The following is a 21,040-nucleotide window of genomic DNA, read 5'->3' on the forward strand; positions in this document are numbered from 1 at the left end:
ATACCAACCCAGAACATTCAGCTCCAAAGGGATCCGTCCCAGCAAACCGCAAAGAAGGGATCCCAGGCCATCCTTTCCGTACAATCCCGCAGAATCTTATGGGCAAAAGGTGGGATCCCAGGGCAAACTGAAGGTGGTCGATTTTCTGCAGGAATCACCCCATCAAAGGCCGATTTAGGGCCGACTTTTTGTGTTGCTCTACACATTAGCATCCAACCCATCTGTACCCAACGTGTGCCGAGGATCCCTGTGATGGCTACCCTGACGAACCCGCCCACTCCCACCCTATCGATCAACACCAAGCTGCGTGACTTGGCCTTGGTGGAGTTTCAGGTGAACGAGTCCACCCCTTGCGAGAATGTGGTGCGCCGCCTGGAAGATGACAGCAGCCTTTCAGGAGTCATCGTGCTGGACGAGCGGTCGCAGGTGCGGGGAATGTTGACCCGCCGCGCCATTTTGGAGTGGATGCTTAGCAAGCCCTACGGCCTGGATGTGTTTTTGAAGCGGCCCATCAGCTCCATGGTAGAGTTCCATAGCCGGGATTTTCTCTTGCTCCCCGGCGACTGCGATGTCATCCAAGCAGCCGACCGAGCTTTCCAACGGCCCGAAGAGACCATCTATGACCCCGTGGTGGTTCAACTGGGATCCCAGGACTACCGCCTTCTGGATGTGCCGGTGCTATTGGTGGCCCAGGCTCAGGTGCATCTGGCCACCCAGCGCAAGCTACAAGAGCAGCAGGAAGAGATGAAAAGGATCTTGGCAGAGCTGGAGCAGGAAAAAAACCGCAGCCTCCAGTATGCCCGGGATCTGGAGCGGCAGAAAGCCGAGATCCTCAGCCAAAACCTGGCCCTAGATATGGAACGCCGGCGGGCCCAACAGCGCTCTGAGGAGCTGGCTCGCCTCAACGCCCGCATCATCGAGATTAGCTCGATCCTCTCGGAGAAGGGCAAATCCACCTTTGCCGCCACCTTTGCTGGGGTAGAAGCGGTGCGCACCCTCTTCCAGGAAATTGCCGACAACAACCAGGAGCTATCCCGCGAACTCAAGGAGATCAACACCATCGTGGATTTGATCGTGGAGGTGGCAGGATACATTCGCCTGCTCTCTTTCAATGCGGCTGTAGAGGCCAACCGCAGCGGTGGTGCCGGTGGCTTTGGAGCCATTGCCCAGGAGATCCGCAAATTGGCGGGACGAACCACCGAGGCCAGCAACCGCATTCGCGGCCTAGCAGAGCGTATCCAGCGCCAGAGCCAATCCACACTGCAATCGGCCCAGAGCAGCGCTGAGGTGGTGCAATCCCTTTACCAGCAGGCCCAGTCGGCCCAGTTGGCCTTGGAAGAGCTGCAAACCCTGTTGGAACGAGCCCAAATCTAGCCTCCCTTTTGAGATTCTTCTGGATCCTGAGAGCCTGAGGTTGCCATGGTGGCTAGGGGGCAGCTTTCCCCTCTCGAATCTCATAAGTGTAGAATTGCCCTGCCACGGCGAGGGTTTCAAAGTGGTAGGTGGGCAAGGAAATCCCCAGCGGGCCAAAGTTGAGCAACGACAAATCGGTGGTATAGGTCGTGTTGATCTTATGTTAGGATAGAGAGAGTAATTTATAGAGGAAAGAGGATGAAGTTGGTTTTTTTAGATGAAAACAAATGGCAGAAGATATTGGCTTTTTTACAGACAGAAGAGAGAGTTAACATTGGGAAAGAAGCAAACTGCAAACAGTTTATTGAAGCAGTTCTTTGGATAGCCCGTTCCGGTGCTCCTTGGCGCTACCTCCCAGAAGGATATGGCAAATGGTACACCATCTATCAAAGATTCCACCGGTGGAGTCGTTTTGGAGTGTGGGAACGGATGTTCAAGTATTTTATTGACGACCCTGATTTAGAGCATCTCATTATTGATTCAACCACGGTTCGAGCGCACTCCTGTGCTGCCGGAAAAAAGGGGAGCAAGCTTTGGGGAGAAGCCGAGGCGGATACAGCACCAAGATTCATGTGAGTGTAGATGGGTTGGGAAATCCGCTGGAATTGAGAATAACTGGCGGAGAAAAGAGCGATATTACTCAAGGGGAAGAATTGATAGAGGGCTGGCAGAGAAAGGATACCAAAGTAATTGGGGATAAAGGATATGATGCGGATAAGTTGATTAAGAAGATAGGGGAAGCTCAAGCGGTTATTCCGCCTAAAAGGAATAGAAAGACGCAGCGGCATTATGACAAGCATCTGTATAAAGAGAGGCATTTAATCGAATGCTTTTTTCATAAGTTAAAGCAGTACCGGCATCTATGTTCTCGTTTTGACAAATTGGCCAGGAACTTCTTGAGTTTTCTCTATCTCGTCAGTGCTCTCTTTTGGCTCAAATGAAAGATCAACACAACCTAGAGGCTGAAGAGGATAAAATTCTGCCGGCGGGTTTGGCGCATGAACAAAGCTTCCAGTTCGGGCTGAAGCTCTCGGACGAGGGTATGACATTCCTCAATCAAAGTGGCCAGGAAAGCCGGGATCTGAGCACAGTATTCCCGCGTAGCGTAGGCAGCCAGTTGTTCCCCTGCATAGGTTCCGTACTCTTCTAAGGTGGGATTGGTGATGGCCAAAGCAGCCACCCCTCCGGCCAAAACCAGCCCGGAAAGCAAGGAAAAGACCTTCAGCATCGCAGCCTCCGAAACCGAATTCTTTATTCTGCTATAGGCTTGAGCCACCTCAACAGGGATCTTTCGGCAGAAGCCAAAGGACTCCGTCCTGCCTCTGGCGGGGTTGTTGCTATGGACAAGGGATCGCAATGCTGTTGCAATGGGAACGGCCAGGAACTGCCCCACAGAAGGGCTCCATCCCTTGATTGAGTTGCCGGCCCACAGGTTAGGATGGGATCCGACGCGCAAACAGCTTGCTGCTCTCTATGGAACTTGCCGATCTAAGACGCACCCTAGAATCGCTCACCTTGCGCCTGAGCAACGCTCAGGACTATCTTTGACCTGCCCCACTTGGAGCAACAGATTGCCATCCTAGAGCAAGAAGCCTCGCAGCCGCAGTTTTGGAATGATGTAGAGGCAGCCCGCCGCCACCTGCAAAAGCTCAACAGCCTCAAGGCCTCCTGGGATCAGGTGCACCGCTGGAAGGATCGCCTGGAAGATGCCGCCAGCGCCCTCGAGCTGCTCCAAGAAGAGCCCGATCCAGAACTCCTAGCCGAGACAGCAGGATCCCTGGCAGCGGTGGAGCGGGAGTTGAGCCAATGGGAGCTGCAGCAACTGCTCTCCGGCCCCTACGACCAAAACGGTGCCATCCTCACCATCACCGCCGGTGCAGGGGGAACCGATGCCCAGGACTGGGCGGAAATGCTCTTGAAAATGTACACCCGCTGGGCACAAAACCAGGGCTACAAGGTCAGCCTCTCGGAATACTCCGAAGGTGCCGAAGCCGGTATCAAGTCCGCCACCCTGCTGATCGAAGGCCCCTACGCCTATGGGTATCTTTCTGCCGAGAAGGGCAACCACCGCATGGAGCGCATCAGCCCCTTCAACGCCAACGGCAAACGGCAAACCAGCTTTGCTGGCGTAGAGGTGATGCCGATTCTGGAAGAGGAAAGCGAGTATGAGCTGAAGATGGAAGATCTGGAGTTCGAGACCTCCCGCTCAGGTGGGGCAGGTGGCCAAAACGTGAACAAAGTGGAAACAGCGGTGCGGGTGATCCACAAGCCCACCGGCATTGCCGTGCGCTGCACCGAGGAGCGCTCCCAACTGCAAAACAAAGAGCGAGCCATCCAGATCTTGAAGGCCAAGCTGATTGCAATGGAAGAGGAAAAACGCAGACAAAAGCTGGCCGAGATCCGCGGCGAGATGGTGACTCAGGGCTTTGGGGGGCGTATTCGCACCTACACCTTCGATCCCTACAAGCTGATCAAAGATCACCGCACCAACGCCGAAACCTACAATGTCGAGGCCTTTATGAACGGCGAGCCGGAGGAGCTGATGCATTTTATCCAGGCCTATCTGCGGCAGGAATACGCCAAACAACAGGCCGCCGCAGTCTAGGGCCGGCTGTAGCGCTCCCACACCGCCTGCATGAGGGCAGCCCGCTCCTGGGCTGAGAGCTGGGTCAAGGTCAGGGGATCCCCTTCCTGGAAAAACTCCCCTACCCCCCATCCCACGGCCCGGGGAGAGGCGGTTTTGGCTTGCAGGGATCCCGCCCAAGCCAACCCGTGCCAGGCGCCGATGGCAGTCTCCAGCGCCGAAGAAAAGACCAGATCCAGGCCGGGATGGCGGCTGAGATACTCTCGCAGCGCAATGCAGGAGCCCACCAGAGACGGCTTCACCACCAGGATCCCTTTCCATCCTGACCGATGGATCGCTTGCAACTGCTCCAGGCAGGCCACCGATTCATCCAAAGCAACGGGGGTTTGGTACTGGCGGCTGAGCTCCACCAAATGGGCGTGCTGATCCGGCGGCAGAGGCTGCTCCAAAAACTCAATCTTGACCGGCGAGGCCTGGTTGAGCCGATCACAAACCATCAGCCACCGGTGGGCCTCCGCAAGCGTTAACCCCCCATTGGCATCCAAACGCAGATGGGATCCCGGTGGCAACCGCTCCAGCCATTGCTCCAGCTTCTCCAACTCCTGCTGCATGGGATCCCTCCCCACCTTGAGCTTGTACACCGACCGCGTGAGTGGGACGGAGTCCTTGTAGGAGTCCTTGTAAGATTCCGGCGGCAGGGTCTCCCCCAAAAGTTCACAGAAAGAGAGTAGAGAGAGATCCTTGTTCAACCAATCGGGATCCCGACAGGCCAGCCAAGCGCCTTCCAACCCAAACCGGCAGGCCGGCAGTGCTTCTGGGATCCCCAAAATATACGCCTCCGACAAAAGAGGGGGCAGCTGCCGACAAAACGCCAGAGCCTGCTCTAAGGTCTCGCTGCCAAACCAAGGGATGGGAGCAATTTCCCCATATCCCTGACAGCCTGTCTCCCGATCTGTAAGTCGGATCAGGATCCCTTCGCGCACGGACCACAGTCCGTGGTGGGTACGCAGGGGCCGCCGAAGGGGGCGCCGATACAGGCAGAACGCAAAGCCTAGCACCTTTTTCTCCGCTTCCAAGGATCCTCAGAGTGAGGAGCTACAAGTAGAGCATCTCAAAGATTAGAGAAATGTTGCAAGCGAGATAGCGGGACTGATGTTCTTGCTGTAGCTGAAACTACAGAATTGAGTTGAAGACATAGCGTATCTTCCTGCCCTAAGAAGTGCTTCCTTACGTATGATTAAGGAAAAAAGCAGCAGATTCTGAATAGAGCATCACTTTTCCCAATAAACCTGTGCCACTGAGGAATCGCGGGTTCGGGTTTGGGTGGTAAATCCAGATTGAGTTGCCTGCACAGCTAAAACTTAGGAGTCGATGATGAGTACAGCCATTCCCGAAATCACCAAAAAGCTTTTGGAAGCCAAAGCTGAAAGGGGATTAACTTTTGCTGACTTGGAAGAGAAAATAGGCCGGGATGAGGTGTGGATTGCAGCGGTCTTCTATCGTCAGGCCAGTGCTTCCGCAGAAGAAGCAAACAAAATTGCCGAAATCTTAGGCTTGGACGCCGCTGTCGCTAAACAATTGACCGAATGCCCACTGAAAGGCTTAGGGCCAGTGGTGCCGACGGATCCCTTAATTTACCGCTTTTACGAGATTGTTCAAGTTTACGGCATGCCAATCAAAGCCGTGATTCATGAAAAGTTTGGCGATGGAATCATGAGCGCTATTGACTTCACCCTAGACATAGAAAAGGAAGAGGATCCTAAAGGAGATCGTGTTAAGGTGATTATGTCTGGTAAGTTCCTGCCCTATAAAAAGTGGTAGCAGTTAAAACATCGGCTCTGCTTCTGCCAAGGCCGCTTCCGGCCCCACCAGAGCAATGGCCGAGTTGGTCAGGTAGGTTTTTGCGGCTTGGTGGAGCTGCTCTGGGGTGAGTTGCCTGACCCTCTGCAAATACTGCTGGTCAAACTCCATGCCCAAGCCCAAAATCTCGTACCAGCCCACCAGTTGGGCCACCTGGGCATTGGTTTGTTTGCTGAGGGCGTATTGGCCCAGAAGTTTGCGCTGCGCCATTTCCACCTCCGCCGGATCGAGGGGATTGGCCTGCAGACGGTGGATTTCTGCTTGTAGGCGCTCCAGGGCCACCTGAGTATTCTCTGCCGCAGTGCCCATGTAAACCCCAAAAGGGGCGGGATCCCGGCGGGTGGCAAAAAAAGCCGAGACCTCATAGGCCAGGCCACAGCGCTCCCGCAGTTCCACAAACAGACGGCTGGATAGACCGCTGCCCAAGTAGGTGGCCAACAGTTTCAGGGCCGGATAATCCGCAGAAGCAGCAGGGGATCCGCGAAACCCAATCAAGATTGTTGTCTGCTGAGTGGGCTGGGGCAACCTCAGCAGTTGGGGATCCCTCAGAGGGGGCAGGGGAACATCCCGATCCTCTGGAGAGGGGCCGGGAACAACCCAGTCCCCCAAAGCCGCTTCCACCTGGGCAGCCATTTGCTCCGGCGGCTCTGGGCCGATCACCACCATCACCATTCCATTGGGACGACAGTAGGCCGCGTGATAGGCCACCAAATCCTCGCGGGTCAGGGATCCCACCGTCTCCAGCCGTCCCAACCCCGGCAGGGCGTAGGGATGATCCCCATAGAGGGCCTGTCGCACCTGATCGAAAGCCAGGCTGAAAGGCCGTTCCTGCTGGGCGCGAATGGCTTGCAGCATCAACCCCTGCTCTCGCGCCACCTCCTCTTCAGGAAAACTGGGATCCCGTAATATCTCCGCCAGCAAATCCAGCAACTCCGGGAAATCGGCAGCCACACAGCGCAGGCTCACCTCGAAAGAGTCGGCAGAACTGTCCACCGATAGCGAGGCTCCCAGCGATTCCACCGCAGCAGCAATGGCCTGGGAGTTGCGCCGATGCGTGCCTTTGGTGAGGACAGCCGCCATCAAGTGGCTCACCCCCGCCTGTTGCGGCCGCTCTGCCCGGCTGCCGCCGCGGAAAAAACAGTGGGCAGCCAAGATCTCCACCGTTGGGTTCTGGCCCAGCAACAGCGTGATGCCATTGGCCAAAAGGACGCGCTGTAAACGGCCACGTTGGGTGGCAAGCAGAGCAGAGTTCATGCAGGCAAGGGATCCCGTCCAAAATCCGAAAGTCAAGAGTCCGGAGCGCCAAGGCGGCGCTTAACGGCAAGCCAGTTGCAGCTCCGAGGCCATTGCTGGATCGAGGGCAGTCGGCTTGAGAACGGTGACTACATAAGCCTCCGGAGACAAGTACTGCTGGGCCAACTCCCGGATCTGAGCCGGAGTAAAGGATTGCACCAGCTCCAGGTACTCTTGAATGCGTTGCACCCCGCCCAACGTCTCGTAGTAGCCATAGATGCCCGCCAATTGGCTGGGGGACTCGGCGGAGAACAGAAACTCATGGATGAGCATACGCCGGGTGCGATCCAACTCTGCTTGGCCAATGCCATCCTGCTGCAGCTTTTCGATCTCGTGCAGAATCGTCGCCTCCACCCGCGCCACATCCTCCGGCTCCAGTTGAGCCCCAATACAAAACAGTCCCCCCTCCTTCAACACCAGCGAAGAACAGCCAATGGCCCTCACCCAGCCCCGCTGTTCCCGCAGCAGATGCACCAGCCGCGAAGTACGGCCATCTCCCAGCAGAGAAGCCAACATCTCCAGGCCACAGGCTTGTTGCCAATCGTCAATGCCAACGGTAGGCCAGGCCAATTTCAGACGGGCTTGCTCCAAGCGGGCATGGTCGCTCTCCCGGCGCAGGATCCCTTGGGGACGAGGCTGGGGCGGGATGGGGGGGCTGGCCGGTGCTGGCCCAGCAGCAGAGCTGCCAAACTGCTCCTCCACCAAGGCCAACGCCCGCTCGGGATCGATGCCACCCGTCACCACCACCGTCATGGATTCAGGCCGATACCAAGCGCGGTGGTAAGCGCGCATCACCTCAGGGGTCAGTTGCATCAAGCTTTCCGGTGTGCCCAACACCGGTCGTCCATAGGGATGCTCCCCATAGGCGGTCTGCATCAAAAGCTGATAGGCCGTGTAATCAGGGTTGTCGGCGGCGCGGCGAATTTCCTCCAGAACCACCTGCCGCTCCCGCTCAAACTCCAGATCTGGGATCCCGGCCCGCAAAACCACCTCTGCCAGGTAGGGCAGGGTATCCGCCAGGTCGGCAGCAGCCACCGTAATGTAGTAATGGGTGTAGTCTTGGCCGGTGGCAGCATTGGTAACTCCTCCCCGTCCTTCCACGGCCCAATCCAGCTCACCAGGAGCCAGCCGCTCGCTACCCTTAAACACCATGTGTTCCAGAAAATGGGATAGGCCCAGCCACTCCGGCGGCTCATGGCGTCCGCCTGTCCGTACCCAGACATCAACGGTTACAGAATCGGCAATGGGGATGGGATGAACGATAACGCCTAGCCCGCTGCTCAGTCGGTGGGTGTAGGCAGGCAAGAGACGAGGAAAGCGGTTCAAAATTCTTAATTGATGGAGAACAGTCTTAATTGTAGATGGAGAGGGTCTCCCGGAAATAGTATCTGAGACTACTTTTCTTGGTCTTCTCTCGCCGGCTTGCGGAGGCAAAACGCTCCGCCCCTTTTGGGGAACCTTTTGTGGAAGAGGAAGAACCTAGGCGCCTTGGGCCGCCCCCTGTCCACCCATCTCCCCAACTAAGGCTCTTGATGGAAATCCGGGGATCCCTGCCAAGCCAGACTGGGGGATCCCTCTCCGGCCAGATTGTCCTCCACCTGAAATCCAGGGGGCCATTCTTCGCTATCGCGCACCCGCTGCACCACCTCTTGGGGCAGCACGACCCCCAACTGCCGGGCAGCCATGGCCACCACATCCCCCCGGTCGATCAAGCCAGCAATGGCGCCGGTGGGCGTGAAAACCAAAATGCGGCGGGGTTCTGCCTGGCGCATCATCTGAATTACCTGGGGAATGGGGGTCTCTTCTCGTACCCCCTGCAGTTGCTCCATCGGCTTGAGAATAGCCTTGAGGGTGAGGCGATCCCACTGGCTGCGCTCGATGTCGTTGAGCAATTCTGGCCTGACCAGCCCACGGTAGCGGCCATCTTCCTCAGCAAAATAAACGTCCGCCGGTTGAGTTGGGGCTTCCGGCCTGAGAGAAGAAGGCACCAGATAGCGATCCACAAACTCCCGCAGGCTCATGTTCGCGTCCAAAACCCGAAACTGGCGGGTCATCACATCTGCAGCTTTCAGGCGGGCCAGCACCTGCTGCAGTTGCGCGTACTGGCTGTAGCGGCGGGCGGTGTTCAAAATAAACAGGCCGATCAACCCCACCCAGAGGCCGTTGAGGCTCCCCCAAAATACCACCAGCAGACCTAGCCCCACCAAACCCCAGCCCACCCCCTGGCCGGCTCGGGCCGCCCACAGCATACCCTTTTGCCGATCCCCTGTCCAACCCCAGATGGCCGCCTTGAGCATTTGCCCCCCATCCAGAGGCAGGCCCGGCAGCAGGTTAAACAGGGCAATCGTCAGGTTGATGGCAGCCAAGCTGGTGAGGGTTGAGGCCAGCATCGACTCCGGCACAGCCCAAGCCCGGGCCACGCTGAAGAAAACAAACAGACCCAAGCTGAGGAGAGGGCCTGCCACCGCCACGCAAAAAGCCCCAAGGGGGCGGGGAACTTCCCGCTCAATCGCCGCCATACCCCCAAAAATAAATAGGGTTATCGAGTTAACCCGTACCCCATAGGCGCGGGCCACCAAGCTGTGGGCCAACTCATGGGCCAGCAGAGAAAGAAACAACCCCATCGCCGTCAACACCCCGTAGGAGAGCACCAGCAGGAGGGCCGCCGGGAACCAGGTGTAGTCGATGAAAAAGGGGATCCCCCACAAGCTACCGATGCGCAGGCGACTGGTCATGACGATACAACTCCTTACACAGCTCTCACTGGGGAGAAGGCCCAGGAAGGTGCCGTTGAAGACGACAAGCAGCCCCTTAACTTGGGATCCCTCTCCTCCACTGTAGCCCTTCTGCCGGGCCTTCCGTTCCCTTGCGGCTCCCCCGGCAGACAGCGGGCCTGCCCTATCCCTAGAGGCTCTTAAAGATCTTCTCAGAGCACAACACTACCTACAACACCAGACCCCCGAAGATTGTGATAACGTGGTTGGGCATTGGGTCGGCGGGGTTGCCAACCGGCGCTCAAGAGTCGGAACTACCGAGCTTTGCAGAAGAGGTGTGGCTATGGTGTGGACTTCGTCCCACTCAGGCGAACAGAGCGAAGAAGTGCAGGGACTTGATCCCGCCCAGACGATGGGAGCCGCGCCTCCAGGCGAGTTTCCGGCCACAGCCCCGGCGGCCAGCCCGGTGTTCTACCGCACCTACAGCCGTCGCCGCCCGGATGGCAACCGCGAGACTTGGGGCGAAGTTTGCGAGCGCACCTTGGCCGACATCGCCCGGCTGGGGCGCTTCACCCCTCAGGAGCGGGAGCTGGTAGAGCGCATGCAGCAGCAGTTGAAGGCGTTGATCTCCGGTCGAGCCTTGTGGGTGATGGGCACCGACTGGATCCAGAAGCCGGAAAACTTCTCCGGTGCCTACAACTGCACCAGTTTGGCGGTGGTGGACTGGCGGGCCTTTGGCCTGATGATGGATCTGGCCATGATGGGCTGCGGCACGGGAGCGATGCTGGAACCCCAGTTCATCCGCCAGTTGCCCCCCATTGTCAACCGCCTGCGGGTTCACGTGAAGGGATCCATCGGCACCACCCCTCCCGAAGAGCGGCAGGAGCGCACCCGCATCCAACGGCAGGGATCCCAGGTGCACATCCAGGTGGGAGACAGTCGCCGCGGCTGGGTGGAGTCCTACCAAGCGCTGCTGGAGCTGGCGTCGGATCCCAGCTTTGGGGGCCAGGTGGAAGTGACAGTGGACTTGAGCGATGTCCGCCCGGCTGGGGAGCGGCTGAAAGGGTTTGGGGGCGTGGCCAACCCCATTAAGCTGCCCGGCTTGTACGAGCGCTGTGCCGCCATTCTCAACAGGGCAGTAGGGCGGCAGTTGAACTCCGTGGAATGCTGCCTGCTCATTGACGAGGCGGCGGTGGTGGTGGTGGCGGGAAACATTCGTCGTAGCGCTGGCATTCGTCAGTTTGCTGCCGACGACCAGTTGGGAGCCACCGCCAAAGACAACCTCTGGCAGCAGGACGAAAACGGCAACTGGAGAATTGATCCCGAGCGAGATGCCCTGCGCATGGCCAACCACACGCGGGTGTTTCACCGCAAGCCGACGCGGGAAGAATGTATTGAGGCCGTGCGCAAGCAGTTTTACTCAGGCGAGGGGGCCATCCAGTGGGCCGGGGAAGCCGTAGCACGGGCCAATTGCGACCTTATCCCACCCGACCTAAAACCCGACTTTCTCAAAGCCTATGAGGCAGGAACGGCCCGAGAATGGCTAAAGGGACGGGATCCCTCCCTAGGGGAAGAGGAACTTCAGGATCGCCTGTGGCGCTATGGGCTGAACCCCTGCGTGACAGCCGATACCTGGGTGCACACGGGCGATGGGCCGCGCCAGGTGAGAGACCTGATTGGGAAGCAGCACAGCACCTATGTCAATGGAGAACTATTCAGTACCACACCGGAGGGGTTCTTCTACTCCGGTACCAAGCCTGTGCTGAAGCTTTTGACCAAGGAAGGGTTCTCTCTGCGGCTGACAGGCAACCATCGGGTTCTCAAAGTCACCGCTCAAACCCAAAAGGCACAATACACCGAGTGGGTACCGGCAGAAAGCCTACAACCGGGCGACCGCATCCTGCTGCACAACCATCGCGATCTCACCCCGTGGGATGGGGCGGGTACCTGGGAAGAAGGCTGGCTTTTGGGGAATTTGCTGGGTGACGGTAGCCTTACGGCAACCCCGTGGAACGACACGGCTTTATTACGCTATTGGCAAGATACCCAAGCCGAAATGAGCCAGTATGCGATTCAGCTTTTGCAAACGGCAGTGGGTTACGAGCCCCGCCAGCCAGAGGCATATCACTATGCGCAGCTTGGGTTGCGGGTTATCGGCTCCAGGGGGTTGGCAAAACTGGCGGCCCAGTTCGGCATGAGGCCCGGACAAAAGCAGATGACAGAGGCGCTCGAAGCCACCAGCTTCCAGTTTCATCGAGGCTTCTTGTGCGGGCTCTTTGATGCGGATGGCAGCGTGCAAGGTAATCAGGAGAAAGGGGTTAGCGTGCGGCTCTCTCAAAGCCATCTGGGTACCCTCAAAGCGGTTCAGCGCATGCTGGCGCGGCTGGGCATCATTGCAGTTTTGTATGAGAATCGCCGTCCTGCTGGATATCGCCTGCTGCCGAACAGTGCTCGCCAACCTGCACCATACGCTTGCAAAGCCCAGCACGAATTGGTTATTGCCAACGACAACTTGCATCTGTTCCAGGAATGGGTCGGCTTTCGGGAACCGCACAAAGCCCAAAAGCTAGAGGCACTGCTGAATGGCTACAAGCGCCAGCTCAACCGAGAGCGGTTTGCTGTGACGGTTGCTGCCCTTGAGGCAGACGGGGTAGAGCCGGTGTATGACTGTACTGTCCCCGGCCCAGCGTGCTTTGATGCCAATGGGTTTGTTGTCCACAACTGTGGCGAGATTATTGGCCACACATTCCATTGCAACTTGGCCGAGATCCACCTCAACCGTTTGGATCCCCACAACCGGCAGGAGCAGGAAGACGCCTTTACAGCGGGAGCTCTCACGGTGGCAGCCCTACTCCACCACCACTTTGTGGAACCTCGCTTCCAGCGCTCGCGGGAATGGGATCCCATCGTCGGCGTCTCGTTCACAGGCCTGTTCGACTTTTGCGTCAAAGCCTTTGGGGTTGAATGGCTGCGCTGGTGGCAGGAAGGGAGACCCGATACCCCCATCGGGAAGGAATTCAAGCAGCAGGAGCGGGAATACCTCAGCCGCTGGAAGGAGATCGTCCACCGCGTGGTCTGGGACTACTGCGACCGCCACAGCCTGCGCCGCCCCAACCGCTGCACCACGGTTCAGCCCGCCGGCACCAAGTCGCTGCTCACCAACGCCTCTCCCGGCTGGCACCCGCCCAAAGCCCAACGCTACATCCGCCGCATCACCTTTGCCAAAAATGACCCGGTGGCGCTGGCCTGTCTGGACTATGGCTACTCGGTGGTACCTGCTCAGGCGGACAAAGATGAAAACGGGAACTTGCTCAACGACCCCTTTGATCCCCGCTGTACCGAATGGCTGGTGGAACTGCCTGTGGAAGTAGAATGGGCCAACCTGCCCGGTGCTGGCCAGATCGAGATCGAGCAATTCTCGGCCCTGGCCCAGTTTGACTTCTATATGCAGGTTCAGAAGTACTACACCACCCACAACACCTCCGCCACCATCGAGCTGCGGGAGGACGAGGTGGAAGCTCTGGGATCCCGTATCTACGAAGCCATCCGCGACGACGAGGGCTACATCAGCGCAGCGCTGCTGGCCCGCTTCGATGCCCCCTTCCCCCGCCTGCCTTTTGAGAAAATCGACAAGCCCACCTACGAACGACTGGTGGCCGAGGTCAAAAAGAGACGGCGGACAGATAACTTCTTCGCGGCCCTGGCCCGCTACGACCGCAACTTTACCTTGGCAGCAGAGGGACCGGCAGGGTGTGACGCTCTGGGGTGTCTGTTGCCAGATTCGGCGCCTCAGAGCTAGTTCCCCAAAAGGGTTCCCCCTGCTGCCGACCAACCCCATCGGATGCAAAGGCGCGACCGAGCTCCCTCCTGTGATACCTTTGTAGGGACTCCTCACAACCCCAGGGATCCCTTCTGCCCTTGGAATCGGCCCCATGCAAGACGAAAAAGACACGCTTCGCCAACAGCTTCTCACCCTGCAAAGCGAGGCCCTCGCCCAAGTGGAACAAGCTGACGGTCTGGAGGCTCTGGAACAGATCCGCATCGACTACCTGGGCAAGAAAGGTAAGCTCTCCAAAATCTTGGGGGGAATGGGGAAGCTGCCCCCAGAAGAACGGCCTGTCATTGGCGCTTTGGCCAACACCTTTAAAGAGGCCCTCCAATCCAGTCTGGAGCAGCGCAAACAGGCCCTTGGTGAAGCTCAACTGCTGGCCCGCCTAGAAGCAGAGCGCCTGGATGTCACTATGCCCGGGCCCCGTCGGCCTCTGGGGCGGATCCATCCGCTGCAGGCCACCATCGACCGCATGCTCGATATCTTTGTGGGAATGGGCTACACCGTGGTGCATGGGCCGGAGATCGAGACGGAGTACTACAACTTCGAGGCCCTCAACACCCCTGCCGACCATCCGGCGCGGGATATGCAGGATACCCTCTACCTGGCCAATGGCTATCTGATGCGTACCCAAACCTCCTCGGTGCAGGTGCGCTACATGGAGCAACACCAGCCGCCGCTGCGCATTGTGCATGCCGGTCGGGTGATGCGCCGCGATACCGTGGATGCCACCCACTCCGCTGTGTTTCACCAGATGGAAATTTTGGCGGTGGGCGAGAACCTCACCTTTTCCGACCTGAAGGGCACCCTCAACACTTTCATCACCCGCCTATTGGGCAAGCGAGAAACCCGCTTTCGGCCCAGCTATTTTCCCTTTACCGAGCCTTCTGCTGAGATGGACGTGCGCTTTGGCTCGAAATGGCTGGAAATCTTCGGCTGCGGCATGGTGGATCCCAATGTATTTCAAGCGGTGGGCTACGACCCGGAGCGCTACACCGGATTTGCGGCAGGGATCGGCATTGAGCGGATGGCCATGCTCCTCCACGGCATTCAGGATATCCGCCTGTTTTATACCAGCGACCTGCGCTTTCTGTCTCAGTTTTAGGTGGCTATTGGGGGACGAAACCCTCACCCTCAGCCGTGCCAGACCTTCGAAAAAACCTCTGTCAGGAAAAGGTTTGCTTGTAGATCAACTGCAATTGTTCTAGCTCATCTTGGCGGGCAGCACGGCGCAGCAGGCGCATTTGCTCTTCGATGAGCTGGCGAGCCTCATTACGGCTAATCGGATCGAAGACCAACTCCTCCATGGCAGCAGGATCCCCGCTGTTATCCGGCGGCCTGAAGTAAACCCGAAAAAAGAGCCTTTGGGCGTAAAGGGTCGTGAAGAGAGCCTGATTTTCGCCGACCTGACACAGGCTGTAGAGCAGACCAAATGTGGGGTGATTCAGATACAACTCATTCATGCCCAATAGCGTATCACTCTTGGGAGAGAGAAGAGACTTTTCTTCCCGGTCGGTGCCAGAGAAAGTTCCGGAAATGATGGGGCTACGGCTCTTGAGACCGAGGGTTTGAATCACAAGTTCCGCCCGGCTCGATTTTGGCTGTTGCAACTGGATTCAACATTAGCAAACTAACAAGATTTTGGGTCAGGCTGTTACCGCCGCTGCTGTTCCTGCACCTTCCTCTTCGTGTCATTCAATTCGTTTTCCACCTCTAGCTGACGAAATTGCTCTTCCAATTCATCCCAAGCCTCGAAAGGTTTTCCCCAAGGGCTGAAATTCCGGTCCGGGTTGTCGATGCCTTTGGCTTGCGCGGCTCTTACCTCCTGCAGCTTAGCCTTCACTTCTTGGCGGCGCTGGCGAATCTGCGGCAGCAGAGCTTCCATTTGTTGGATTTTCTCCTTTTGGGCTTTCATTTGACCCCATAGCTGGCTGCCCCTCTCCAACAGCTCAGCCTCCCGGCGTCGCGCTCCTTCGGCCAGATCGGGACGATTGGCCCGCTGCGCCTTCTCAATGCGAAAGTGCCAGGTTTTAATCTCCTCGGCTAAGTTGAGAATGCTTTTTTGGAGAGCCTCCTCTTGGACGCGGCTTTCCTGCAACAGCTGCAGGGTATCCGATTCCTGCTGGCGCAACTGCTCATCGAGGGCTTGCAGCTCGATCTCAGGGTGGGCCCTGAGAAATTCCTCCAGGCGGGTTTCCAAAAATCGGATGATATCTTCGATCAGTTTCATCGATGGATCCTCTTCCCAAGCCCTCAGTTGCGTTTAGAGTAGCCCAAGCTGGGCCATCCTAGATAGGGTTATCCCATGCCCGTTTAAGACATTCCCTTCGACCTTCACCCAAAGTGAGGCCAGGGATCCATCCGGCACGCCAGTTCACCGCAACTGGGAACTCTCCTGAACCCAACTGCCCCCAGGCGGATCCCTGTCTTCCTCAATCCAGCAAACGGCCATCCCCAACCCGGATAATGCGCTGGGCGGCCTGGGCTACTTCAAGGTCATGGGTGACCACGACCAGGGTGATGCCCTGCCGGTGGAGCTCCGCAAAAAGGTTCAGCACTTCCTGGCCGGTATGGCTATCCAGAGCCCCAGTCGGCTCATCAGCCAGCAACAGTTGGGGTCGGTTGACAATGGCACGAGCAATCGCCACCCGCTGCTGCTGGCCGCCGGAGAGTTGGGCCGGACGCTGCTGCAGTTTGCTCCCCAAGCCCACTTGTTCTAGGGCTTGCTTGGCCCGCCGGCGTTGCTCCGGCTCCGGGATCCCGGCATAGGCCAAGGGCAGCATCACATTCTCCAGCGCCGTCAAGACGGGCAGCAGATGAAACTGTTGGAAGACAAAGCCAATTTTCTGGTTGCGAATGTGGGCCAAATCGCGATCGGTCAGCGTGGAAACTTCCACCCCATCCAGCCAGTAGCGCCCTGAGCTGGGCCGATCCAAGCAGCCGATGAGGTTCATCAGGGTGGATTTGCCGGATCCAGAGGGCCCCATAATGGCGCAATACTCTCCCGGCTGGATCGCCAAGTCGATATCGTAGAGGGCCTGAAAACTGCCCTCCGGCAGTGGATAGACTTTGTTCACCCCAACCATCTGCACTACGGGCGGGCTGGCCGCAGCCAAGGCCTCGGCTGGGCGCTCCAGGGATCCGACCGGCCCACGGCGATGATTTGCCCAGAAGTCTTGCTCAAGCATGGTTGGCACCGCGACTTGCCCCATTCTAGCCTTTGGGCTTCCCTGGCTTGACGGCTAACCGGAAGAGCGGATCTCCTGCGGCTGATGGTAGGGGCAGCTCCCCTGGGGATCCACCCTGAGGCGGTAGAGGGGAGAGCGTTCCTGATCGCAGCGAAAGGCTTGGGCTTGGGAAGTCAAGATCTGGCGGGCAAAGCGACAATTTTGGCACTTTTTGCCACCGTGATGACTGGATACAGAAGGCTGTTTTGGACGCGGCACGATCCCTGCTGGAGAAGGGGCAGCCTCTGCCGGGCGGATCAGCTCCCGTGGAGAAAGGCCGCGCAGCACCAGTTCGGATCCCTGCCAGCGGGCTTCCACCAGGCCGGTATCGGCCCAGGCCGGCCAACGGGGATCCTGGGTGATCTGGGGCGGCAGACGCACCTGTACCCCCGCCAAAGTCCGCGGCGACCCCTGCTCCTGCCAAACTTCTTCCACCTCCCCCTCATAGCGCAAAGGGGGATCCCTGATCTCGGCGGGGGAACCGGCCTTCAGCTCCGCGAGCCTAACTGGGGTTTGTAGGTGCCCATCGGGCAACTCCAGCCAATGCCCAGGCTGAGGGCAGTGGACATGGTAGCGATTGCACAGCTCCGGCAGATCCGCCAGATCCTGAGCCTGCTTGGGGTCGGCGTGAACCAAGACCAAATGCTGGGGGCGAAAGGTGTGGATGATCTGGGTGAGATGCCCGACATCGTTGTGGCTGTGCCAGGTTATCCATTCAACGGCAATGCGGGAGCGCAGCGGCGCCGGCCAACGCTCAAACGGGGTAGCCAGTTCCACCTCTGGCAGCCGCACCAGCAGACAGGAGCGCTGCGGTTGGGCCAACAACCTCGACCAAATTGGATCCCAAGCCTCAGGCCCGGCATCGGCGTCGCACAGCAGCAAGCCTTGGGGCAGAGGATCCGCTTCGGTAAGGGGCTGAACCCGCGGCTGCAGGCGGTCTTCCCAGAACAAGGGCTGGTAGGTGGCGAAATTGCGCACCGGCTCCGGCAGGTAGGTGAGCAAGCGCTCGTAGAGATTGCAGCCTGCCGCCAGCCCCGGCGCCACCCATATCTTGAGCTCTTGGGGGGCTTGGGTAAAGCGGTGGTGGGCTTTGAGGAGAAAGATCAGCTCCTGCCCCAACCCCAACACTGGCAGGGGAAACAGCACCGTTTGCCCCGCTTCCAAGGCGCTGAGCAACCGCTCCACCAGGCGATTTTCCAGGTGACGACGGGGTGGATGGCGGGTGGATCCCAGCGAAGCCTCGATGAGCAACACGTCCGGCTGCCAGTGGCGCAAAGCAATTGAGGTCCAAGCCGGGGGCAAAGCGAGTTGAGGCCAGGGAACAGTCGCCCGTGTACACGCAGGCTTGGGCCGGAGTGGTTTGGGTATTTTGCAGCAGGGTTGCCGCCGCTCCCGGCAGATGCCCAGCCGCAAAGAAAGTGAGCATCAGATGGGGCAAAATCTCTCGCGCCCGGCCCAAAGGCAGCGCCCGAAAGGGGGGAAAGCGAATGTCCCGGTCGTAGCCTGGCCAAACGCCACACTCCCACAGACCAGCGGCCAAATGAGCAGTCACCGGCGTGGCGTAGAGAGGTACCTGAGGGTAACGACGATGAAAAGCAGGTAGCCCTTGCACATGGTCAAAGTGAGCATGGCTGCAGATTACCGCATCCGGGATCCCTGGCAGAGCCTTAAAGAGGGCAGGAGCGGGCAACCCGCAATCGAGAAGCAAACGGTGGGATCCCATCTCCAGCCAATAGGCACAGCCCTGCTGCCAGGGATCCGTACCCAGGGGGAGCAGTCGAAGGGGGGGTCTCTCTGACTCCACAGGTGTGTCGTTCTGAACCTAGAAGACCGCGTTCAATCCTGCAAACAGGAGGGGCGACTTGGCCAGGGATCCCCCCTCTCCACCGGTACACCTCCCCGGAGAGTTGGAGACAACCTGTGCCGATCCACTTATCCTACACTTCTCACAGCATAGCGTTTGCCCACCATCTGCCGCGGCAGCCTGCCATTTCATCCATGCAGCAGCTGAATGGATGTGGGGATTTGGTTTTGCGATGAACTTGTCTTGGCTTGGCAGCCTATGGGTCGGCGCTCTCTTCTGTCGCCGCAGCGGCGCTGCTGCTGGGAAAAGCAAAGCCGGCAAAATCGTGATCGTCGGGGCGCACCGTCAGGATCATCAGGTTGTAGAAGGCCCAGACCAAGCCAAACAGCAGCTCAGGCCAAGAGGGATCCCAACTGCCGGCAGAACGCAGGGATCCCACCCCCATAGCCAGAAAAGTCAGCACAATAGCCAGAGCCTGAGGTCCTAAGGAGAGCTGGGAAGGCTGCTCGGGATAGGGGGGCACTCCCTGCAGACTTTGCACCAGCGCCTGGATGGACTGAAAAAACTGGCTGCCCGTCTGCCGTTCCGACTGCCAAGCTGCCCCCCACAAATGCGGGGGAAAGGCCAAGAGCCAACTGATGCGCCCCAGGAGAGCATAAGGCAAAAACCACGCGAAGAAGACCCGGTCAAAGTCCGGAACCGGCCTCCACCCCGTGCACAGAAAGACCTTCGGCACCGCCAAGTAGACCAGCTCCGCCATCCCACCGGCAGCCCAGAGGGCCAGCCACAGGTATTGAAAGCGCTGCTGCTGCGTGGTCGGCTTGCCCCAGAAGGGATTTTCCCTCAAGGCCGAAAACAAAGCCAGCAAAGCAACGCGGCGGTTGCGCAAGGGCAACAAAACACCCGTAACCTGGGTTTGGCGAACCAATTGAGACTGCCAGCCGCGGCAGTGCATCTGACACCCCAACTGCACAGGGCGGCAAATGTCGATCTGCGGGATCCCTTCCAAAGCCTTGCGCCGGATGAGACAGCCAGAACCCAACAGGGGTGCCGCCTGGTAGCCCTGGGATCCCACCGCCAAGAGCTGCTGCAGTGGGTGAACGGCTCTGGGCTGGCCTAGGGTGCGCAGCATTGCCTGCACAAAGCCAGTTCGGTTGACAATTGGAGCCCGCTCCGGCGAGTCGTAAAAGTGGGGCAAGGTCTTCCACAGGAAGTCCCGCTCGAGAAAATGGCCCGGCTGTACTAGGAGGAGATACTCCCCTTGGATATGAGGGGATCCCATTGCATAAGCCAGGGGGTCGGCTGTGGGGCTAGGGCAGGCCCAGTATTCGCAGGGAATGGCCCGGGCCGCCTTGGCCATCTCCTCATCCTCTACCCGATCCACAATGTGGACAAACAACCGCTCCCAAGGGTAGTCGAGGTGCAGAGCCGAAAGCACTGTTTGCCGGGTTGCCTCCAGAGAATCCCACTGGCGCAGCACCAGTACATCCACCCGCGGCAATTGGAAAAACGACCGCCGCAGGACCTCTGGGGATGGGAGCGTCTCTCTCGGCACTTGAGGATAGCGGCTGAGGGTAAAGCCCACCGCCGCCAGCCAAACATACAGCTCTGCCCCCCAAAACAAAAGGGATCCCAAATCCATCAACCCGGCTGTCAGTCGCCAGTAGAGGTACATCACCCCGGCAATGAGGTGAAGCAACCCTGCCCAGCGAAACAGATACACTCGCATCAACTTCCTGCCTTCCGTGCTTTTGCCATTTTTGCCCCTAAGTGGTCAGGGATCCCTAGCTCCTCTCCTCTTCCGGCTGGCCCCAATCCTCAAGAACGAAAAAAGTTCAGGAATCAGCAACAGCAAAACCCTGTCTGCTCTGGAGCAGACAGTTTTCAGCCCGGCAAGCAGCTTGGTCGACAGAAGCGAGAATCTTCTCTTGCGGAAGAAACTCTCCCAGGCAGTTTCAAAGCTGGGCCTTTCCCTACTGGGCAGCCACCTCAGCTGGGTAGACACTCACCTTTTGCCGCCACTTGCCATAGCGCTCAAAAGTCACAATGCCGGTGACCACAGAATACAAGGTGTCGTCGCCGCCGATGCGCACGTTCACCCCTGGGTGAAACTTGGTGCCCCGCTGCCTGACCAGAATGTGGCCGGGATGCACCAGCTCGCCCCCATAGCGCTTCACCCCCAGCCGCTTGGCATTGGAATCTCGACCGTTGCGAGTGCTGCCCGTTCCCTTCTTATGAGCCATAACGCCTCCTATGCAACTGCGTGATCAACAGAAACGAGATAAAAAAATCGGGATTCAGGACACCTGAGTTCAG

Annotated in this window: 18 protein-coding genes and 1 pseudogene; 7 read left to right on the top strand and 12 right to left on the bottom strand. The window is 58.5% G+C overall.

The window, feature by feature from the left end:
• Positions 1–252 precede the first annotated feature (252 nt).
• Together NW805_RS01235 and NW805_RS01240 are read left to right on the top strand one after the other, a co-directional pair.
• A complete protein-coding gene (locus tag NW805_RS01235; RefSeq protein WP_414421389.1) occupies positions 253–1,374 on the top strand; it encodes a methyl-accepting chemotaxis protein in 1,122 nt (373 codons plus the stop codon).
• A gap of 237 nt (positions 1,375–1,611) precedes the next feature.
• Positions 1,612–2,354 (top strand): IS5-like element ISSoc13 family transposase gene (locus tag NW805_RS01240; protein ID WP_414421273.1). Its coding sequence is split into 2 segments (ribosomal slippage): positions 1,612–1,930 and positions 1,930–2,354, totalling 744 coding nucleotides; the frame shifts between segments, so codons are not numbered across the junction.
• Between the two features lie 14 nt (positions 2,355–2,368).
• On the opposite strand, the gene NW805_RS01245 is transcribed toward NW805_RS01240, so the two are convergent.
• Positions 2,369–2,641, bottom strand: coding sequence for a DUF4359 domain-containing protein (locus NW805_RS01245; protein WP_414421390.1), 273 nt, complete (start codon positions 2,639–2,641; stop codon positions 2,369–2,371).
• A 245-nt stretch (positions 2,642–2,886) separates the two neighbouring features.
• Here NW805_RS01245 and prfB point away from each other — a divergent pair.
• Positions 2,887–4,018, top strand: a protein-coding gene (gene prfB / locus NW805_RS01250) for a peptide chain release factor 2 (RefSeq protein WP_414421391.1) whose coding sequence is annotated in 2 segments (ribosomal slippage) — positions 2,887–2,958 and positions 2,960–4,018 — 1,131 coding nt in all. Because the reading frame shifts where the segments join, the coding sequence is not laid out codon by codon here.
• Here the strand turns inward: prfB and NW805_RS01255 are convergent.
• Positions 4,015–5,055: an o-succinylbenzoate synthase gene (locus NW805_RS01255; RefSeq protein WP_414421392.1), complete on the bottom strand. Its 1,041-nt coding sequence runs from the start codon at positions 5,053–5,055 to the stop codon at positions 4,015–4,017. The two genes, prfB and NW805_RS01255, sit on opposite strands and share 4 nt — an antisense overlap.
• A gap of 313 nt (positions 5,056–5,368) precedes the next feature.
• Here NW805_RS01255 and cynS point away from each other — a divergent pair, with 313 nt between their 5' ends.
• The gene (gene cynS / locus NW805_RS01260) at positions 5,369–5,818 is read left to right on the top strand and encodes a cyanase (RefSeq protein WP_414344350.1); all 450 of its coding nucleotides are present in this window, start codon (positions 5,369–5,371) and stop codon (positions 5,816–5,818) included.
• 3 nt (positions 5,819–5,821) lie between these two features.
• Here the strand turns inward: cynS and NW805_RS01265 are convergent, their stop codons facing one another.
• The 3 genes from NW805_RS01265 to NW805_RS01275 form a co-directional block, all read right to left on the bottom strand.
• Entirely contained in the window at positions 5,822–7,111 is a 1,290-nt protein-coding gene (locus NW805_RS01265; protein ID WP_414421393.1) for a M16 family metallopeptidase, read from the bottom strand.
• Positions 7,112–7,171: 60 nt separating this feature from the next.
• A complete protein-coding gene (locus NW805_RS01270; RefSeq protein ID WP_414421394.1) occupies positions 7,172–8,476 on the bottom strand; it encodes a M16 family metallopeptidase in 1,305 nt (434 codons plus the stop codon).
• Between the two features lie 194 nt (positions 8,477–8,670).
• Positions 8,671–9,885: a site-2 protease family protein gene (locus NW805_RS01275; RefSeq protein WP_414418684.1), complete on the bottom strand. Its 1,215-nt coding sequence runs from the start codon at positions 9,883–9,885 to the stop codon at positions 8,671–8,673.
• A 391-nt stretch (positions 9,886–10,276) separates the two neighbouring features.
• On the opposite strand from NW805_RS01275, the gene nrdJ reads away from it, so the two are divergent.
• Both nrdJ and pheS read left to right on the top strand, forming a co-directional pair.
• On the top strand, positions 10,277–13,663 hold the full coding sequence (gene nrdJ, locus NW805_RS01280) for a ribonucleoside-triphosphate reductase, adenosylcobalamin-dependent (protein ID WP_414421486.1): 3,387 nt from the start codon (positions 10,277–10,279) through the stop codon (positions 13,661–13,663).
• A gap of 133 nt (positions 13,664–13,796) precedes the next feature.
• On the top strand, positions 13,797–14,798 hold the full coding sequence (pheS, locus tag NW805_RS01285) for a phenylalanine--tRNA ligase subunit alpha (RefSeq protein ID WP_414421395.1): 1,002 nt from the start codon (positions 13,797–13,799) through the stop codon (positions 14,796–14,798).
• Positions 14,799–14,859: 61 nt separating this feature from the next.
• Here the strand turns inward: pheS and NW805_RS01290 are convergent, their stop codons facing one another.
• The 5 genes and pseudogenes from NW805_RS01290 to NW805_RS01310 all read right to left on the bottom strand — a co-directional run.
• On the bottom strand, positions 14,860–15,156 hold the full coding sequence (locus NW805_RS01290; protein ID WP_414407870.1) for a PipX family protein: 297 nt from the start codon (positions 15,154–15,156) through the stop codon (positions 14,860–14,862).
• Between the two features lie 191 nt (positions 15,157–15,347).
• Positions 15,348–15,923 (bottom strand): TIGR04376 family protein, encoded by a 576-nt coding sequence (locus NW805_RS01295; RefSeq protein ID WP_414421396.1) that lies wholly within the window; start codon positions 15,921–15,923, stop codon positions 15,348–15,350.
• 202 nt (positions 15,924–16,125) lie between these two features.
• Complete coding sequence (locus tag NW805_RS01300) at positions 16,126–16,881, bottom strand: ABC transporter ATP-binding protein (protein ID WP_414421397.1); 756 nt, start codon at positions 16,879–16,881, stop codon at positions 16,126–16,128.
• Between the two features lie 54 nt (positions 16,882–16,935).
• Entirely contained in the window at positions 16,936–18,222 is a 1,287-nt protein-coding gene (locus NW805_RS01305) for an MBL fold metallo-hydrolase RNA specificity domain-containing protein (RefSeq protein ID WP_414421398.1), read from the bottom strand.
• A gap of 16 nt (positions 18,223–18,238) precedes the next feature.
• Positions 18,239–18,610 (bottom strand): annotated as a pseudogene (locus NW805_RS01310) (MBL fold metallo-hydrolase); the annotation flags it as partial.
• On the opposite strand from NW805_RS01310, the gene NW805_RS01315 reads away from it, so the two are divergent.
• Complete coding sequence (locus tag NW805_RS01315; protein ID WP_414421494.1) at positions 18,527–18,718, top strand: hypothetical protein; 192 nt, start codon at positions 18,527–18,529, stop codon at positions 18,716–18,718. The pseudogene NW805_RS01310 and the gene NW805_RS01315 sit on opposite strands and share 84 nt — an antisense overlap.
• A gap of 262 nt (positions 18,719–18,980) precedes the next feature.
• On the opposite strand, the gene NW805_RS01320 is transcribed toward NW805_RS01315, so the two are convergent.
• Both NW805_RS01320 and rpmA read right to left on the bottom strand, forming a co-directional pair.
• Positions 18,981–20,453, bottom strand: a complete 1,473-nt coding sequence (locus NW805_RS01320) for a cellulose synthase (RefSeq protein WP_414421399.1) — start codon at positions 20,451–20,453, stop codon at positions 18,981–18,983.
• A 244-nt stretch (positions 20,454–20,697) separates the two neighbouring features.
• On the bottom strand, positions 20,698–20,967 hold the full coding sequence (gene rpmA / locus NW805_RS01325) for a 50S ribosomal protein L27 (RefSeq protein WP_011432382.1): 270 nt from the start codon (positions 20,965–20,967) through the stop codon (positions 20,698–20,700).
• Positions 20,968–21,040 lie beyond the last annotated feature (73 nt).

This window comes from Synechococcus sp. W60.1, from assembly GCF_047461575.1.
Lineage (GTDB): Bacteria > Cyanobacteriota > Cyanobacteriia > Thermostichales > Thermostichaceae > Thermostichus.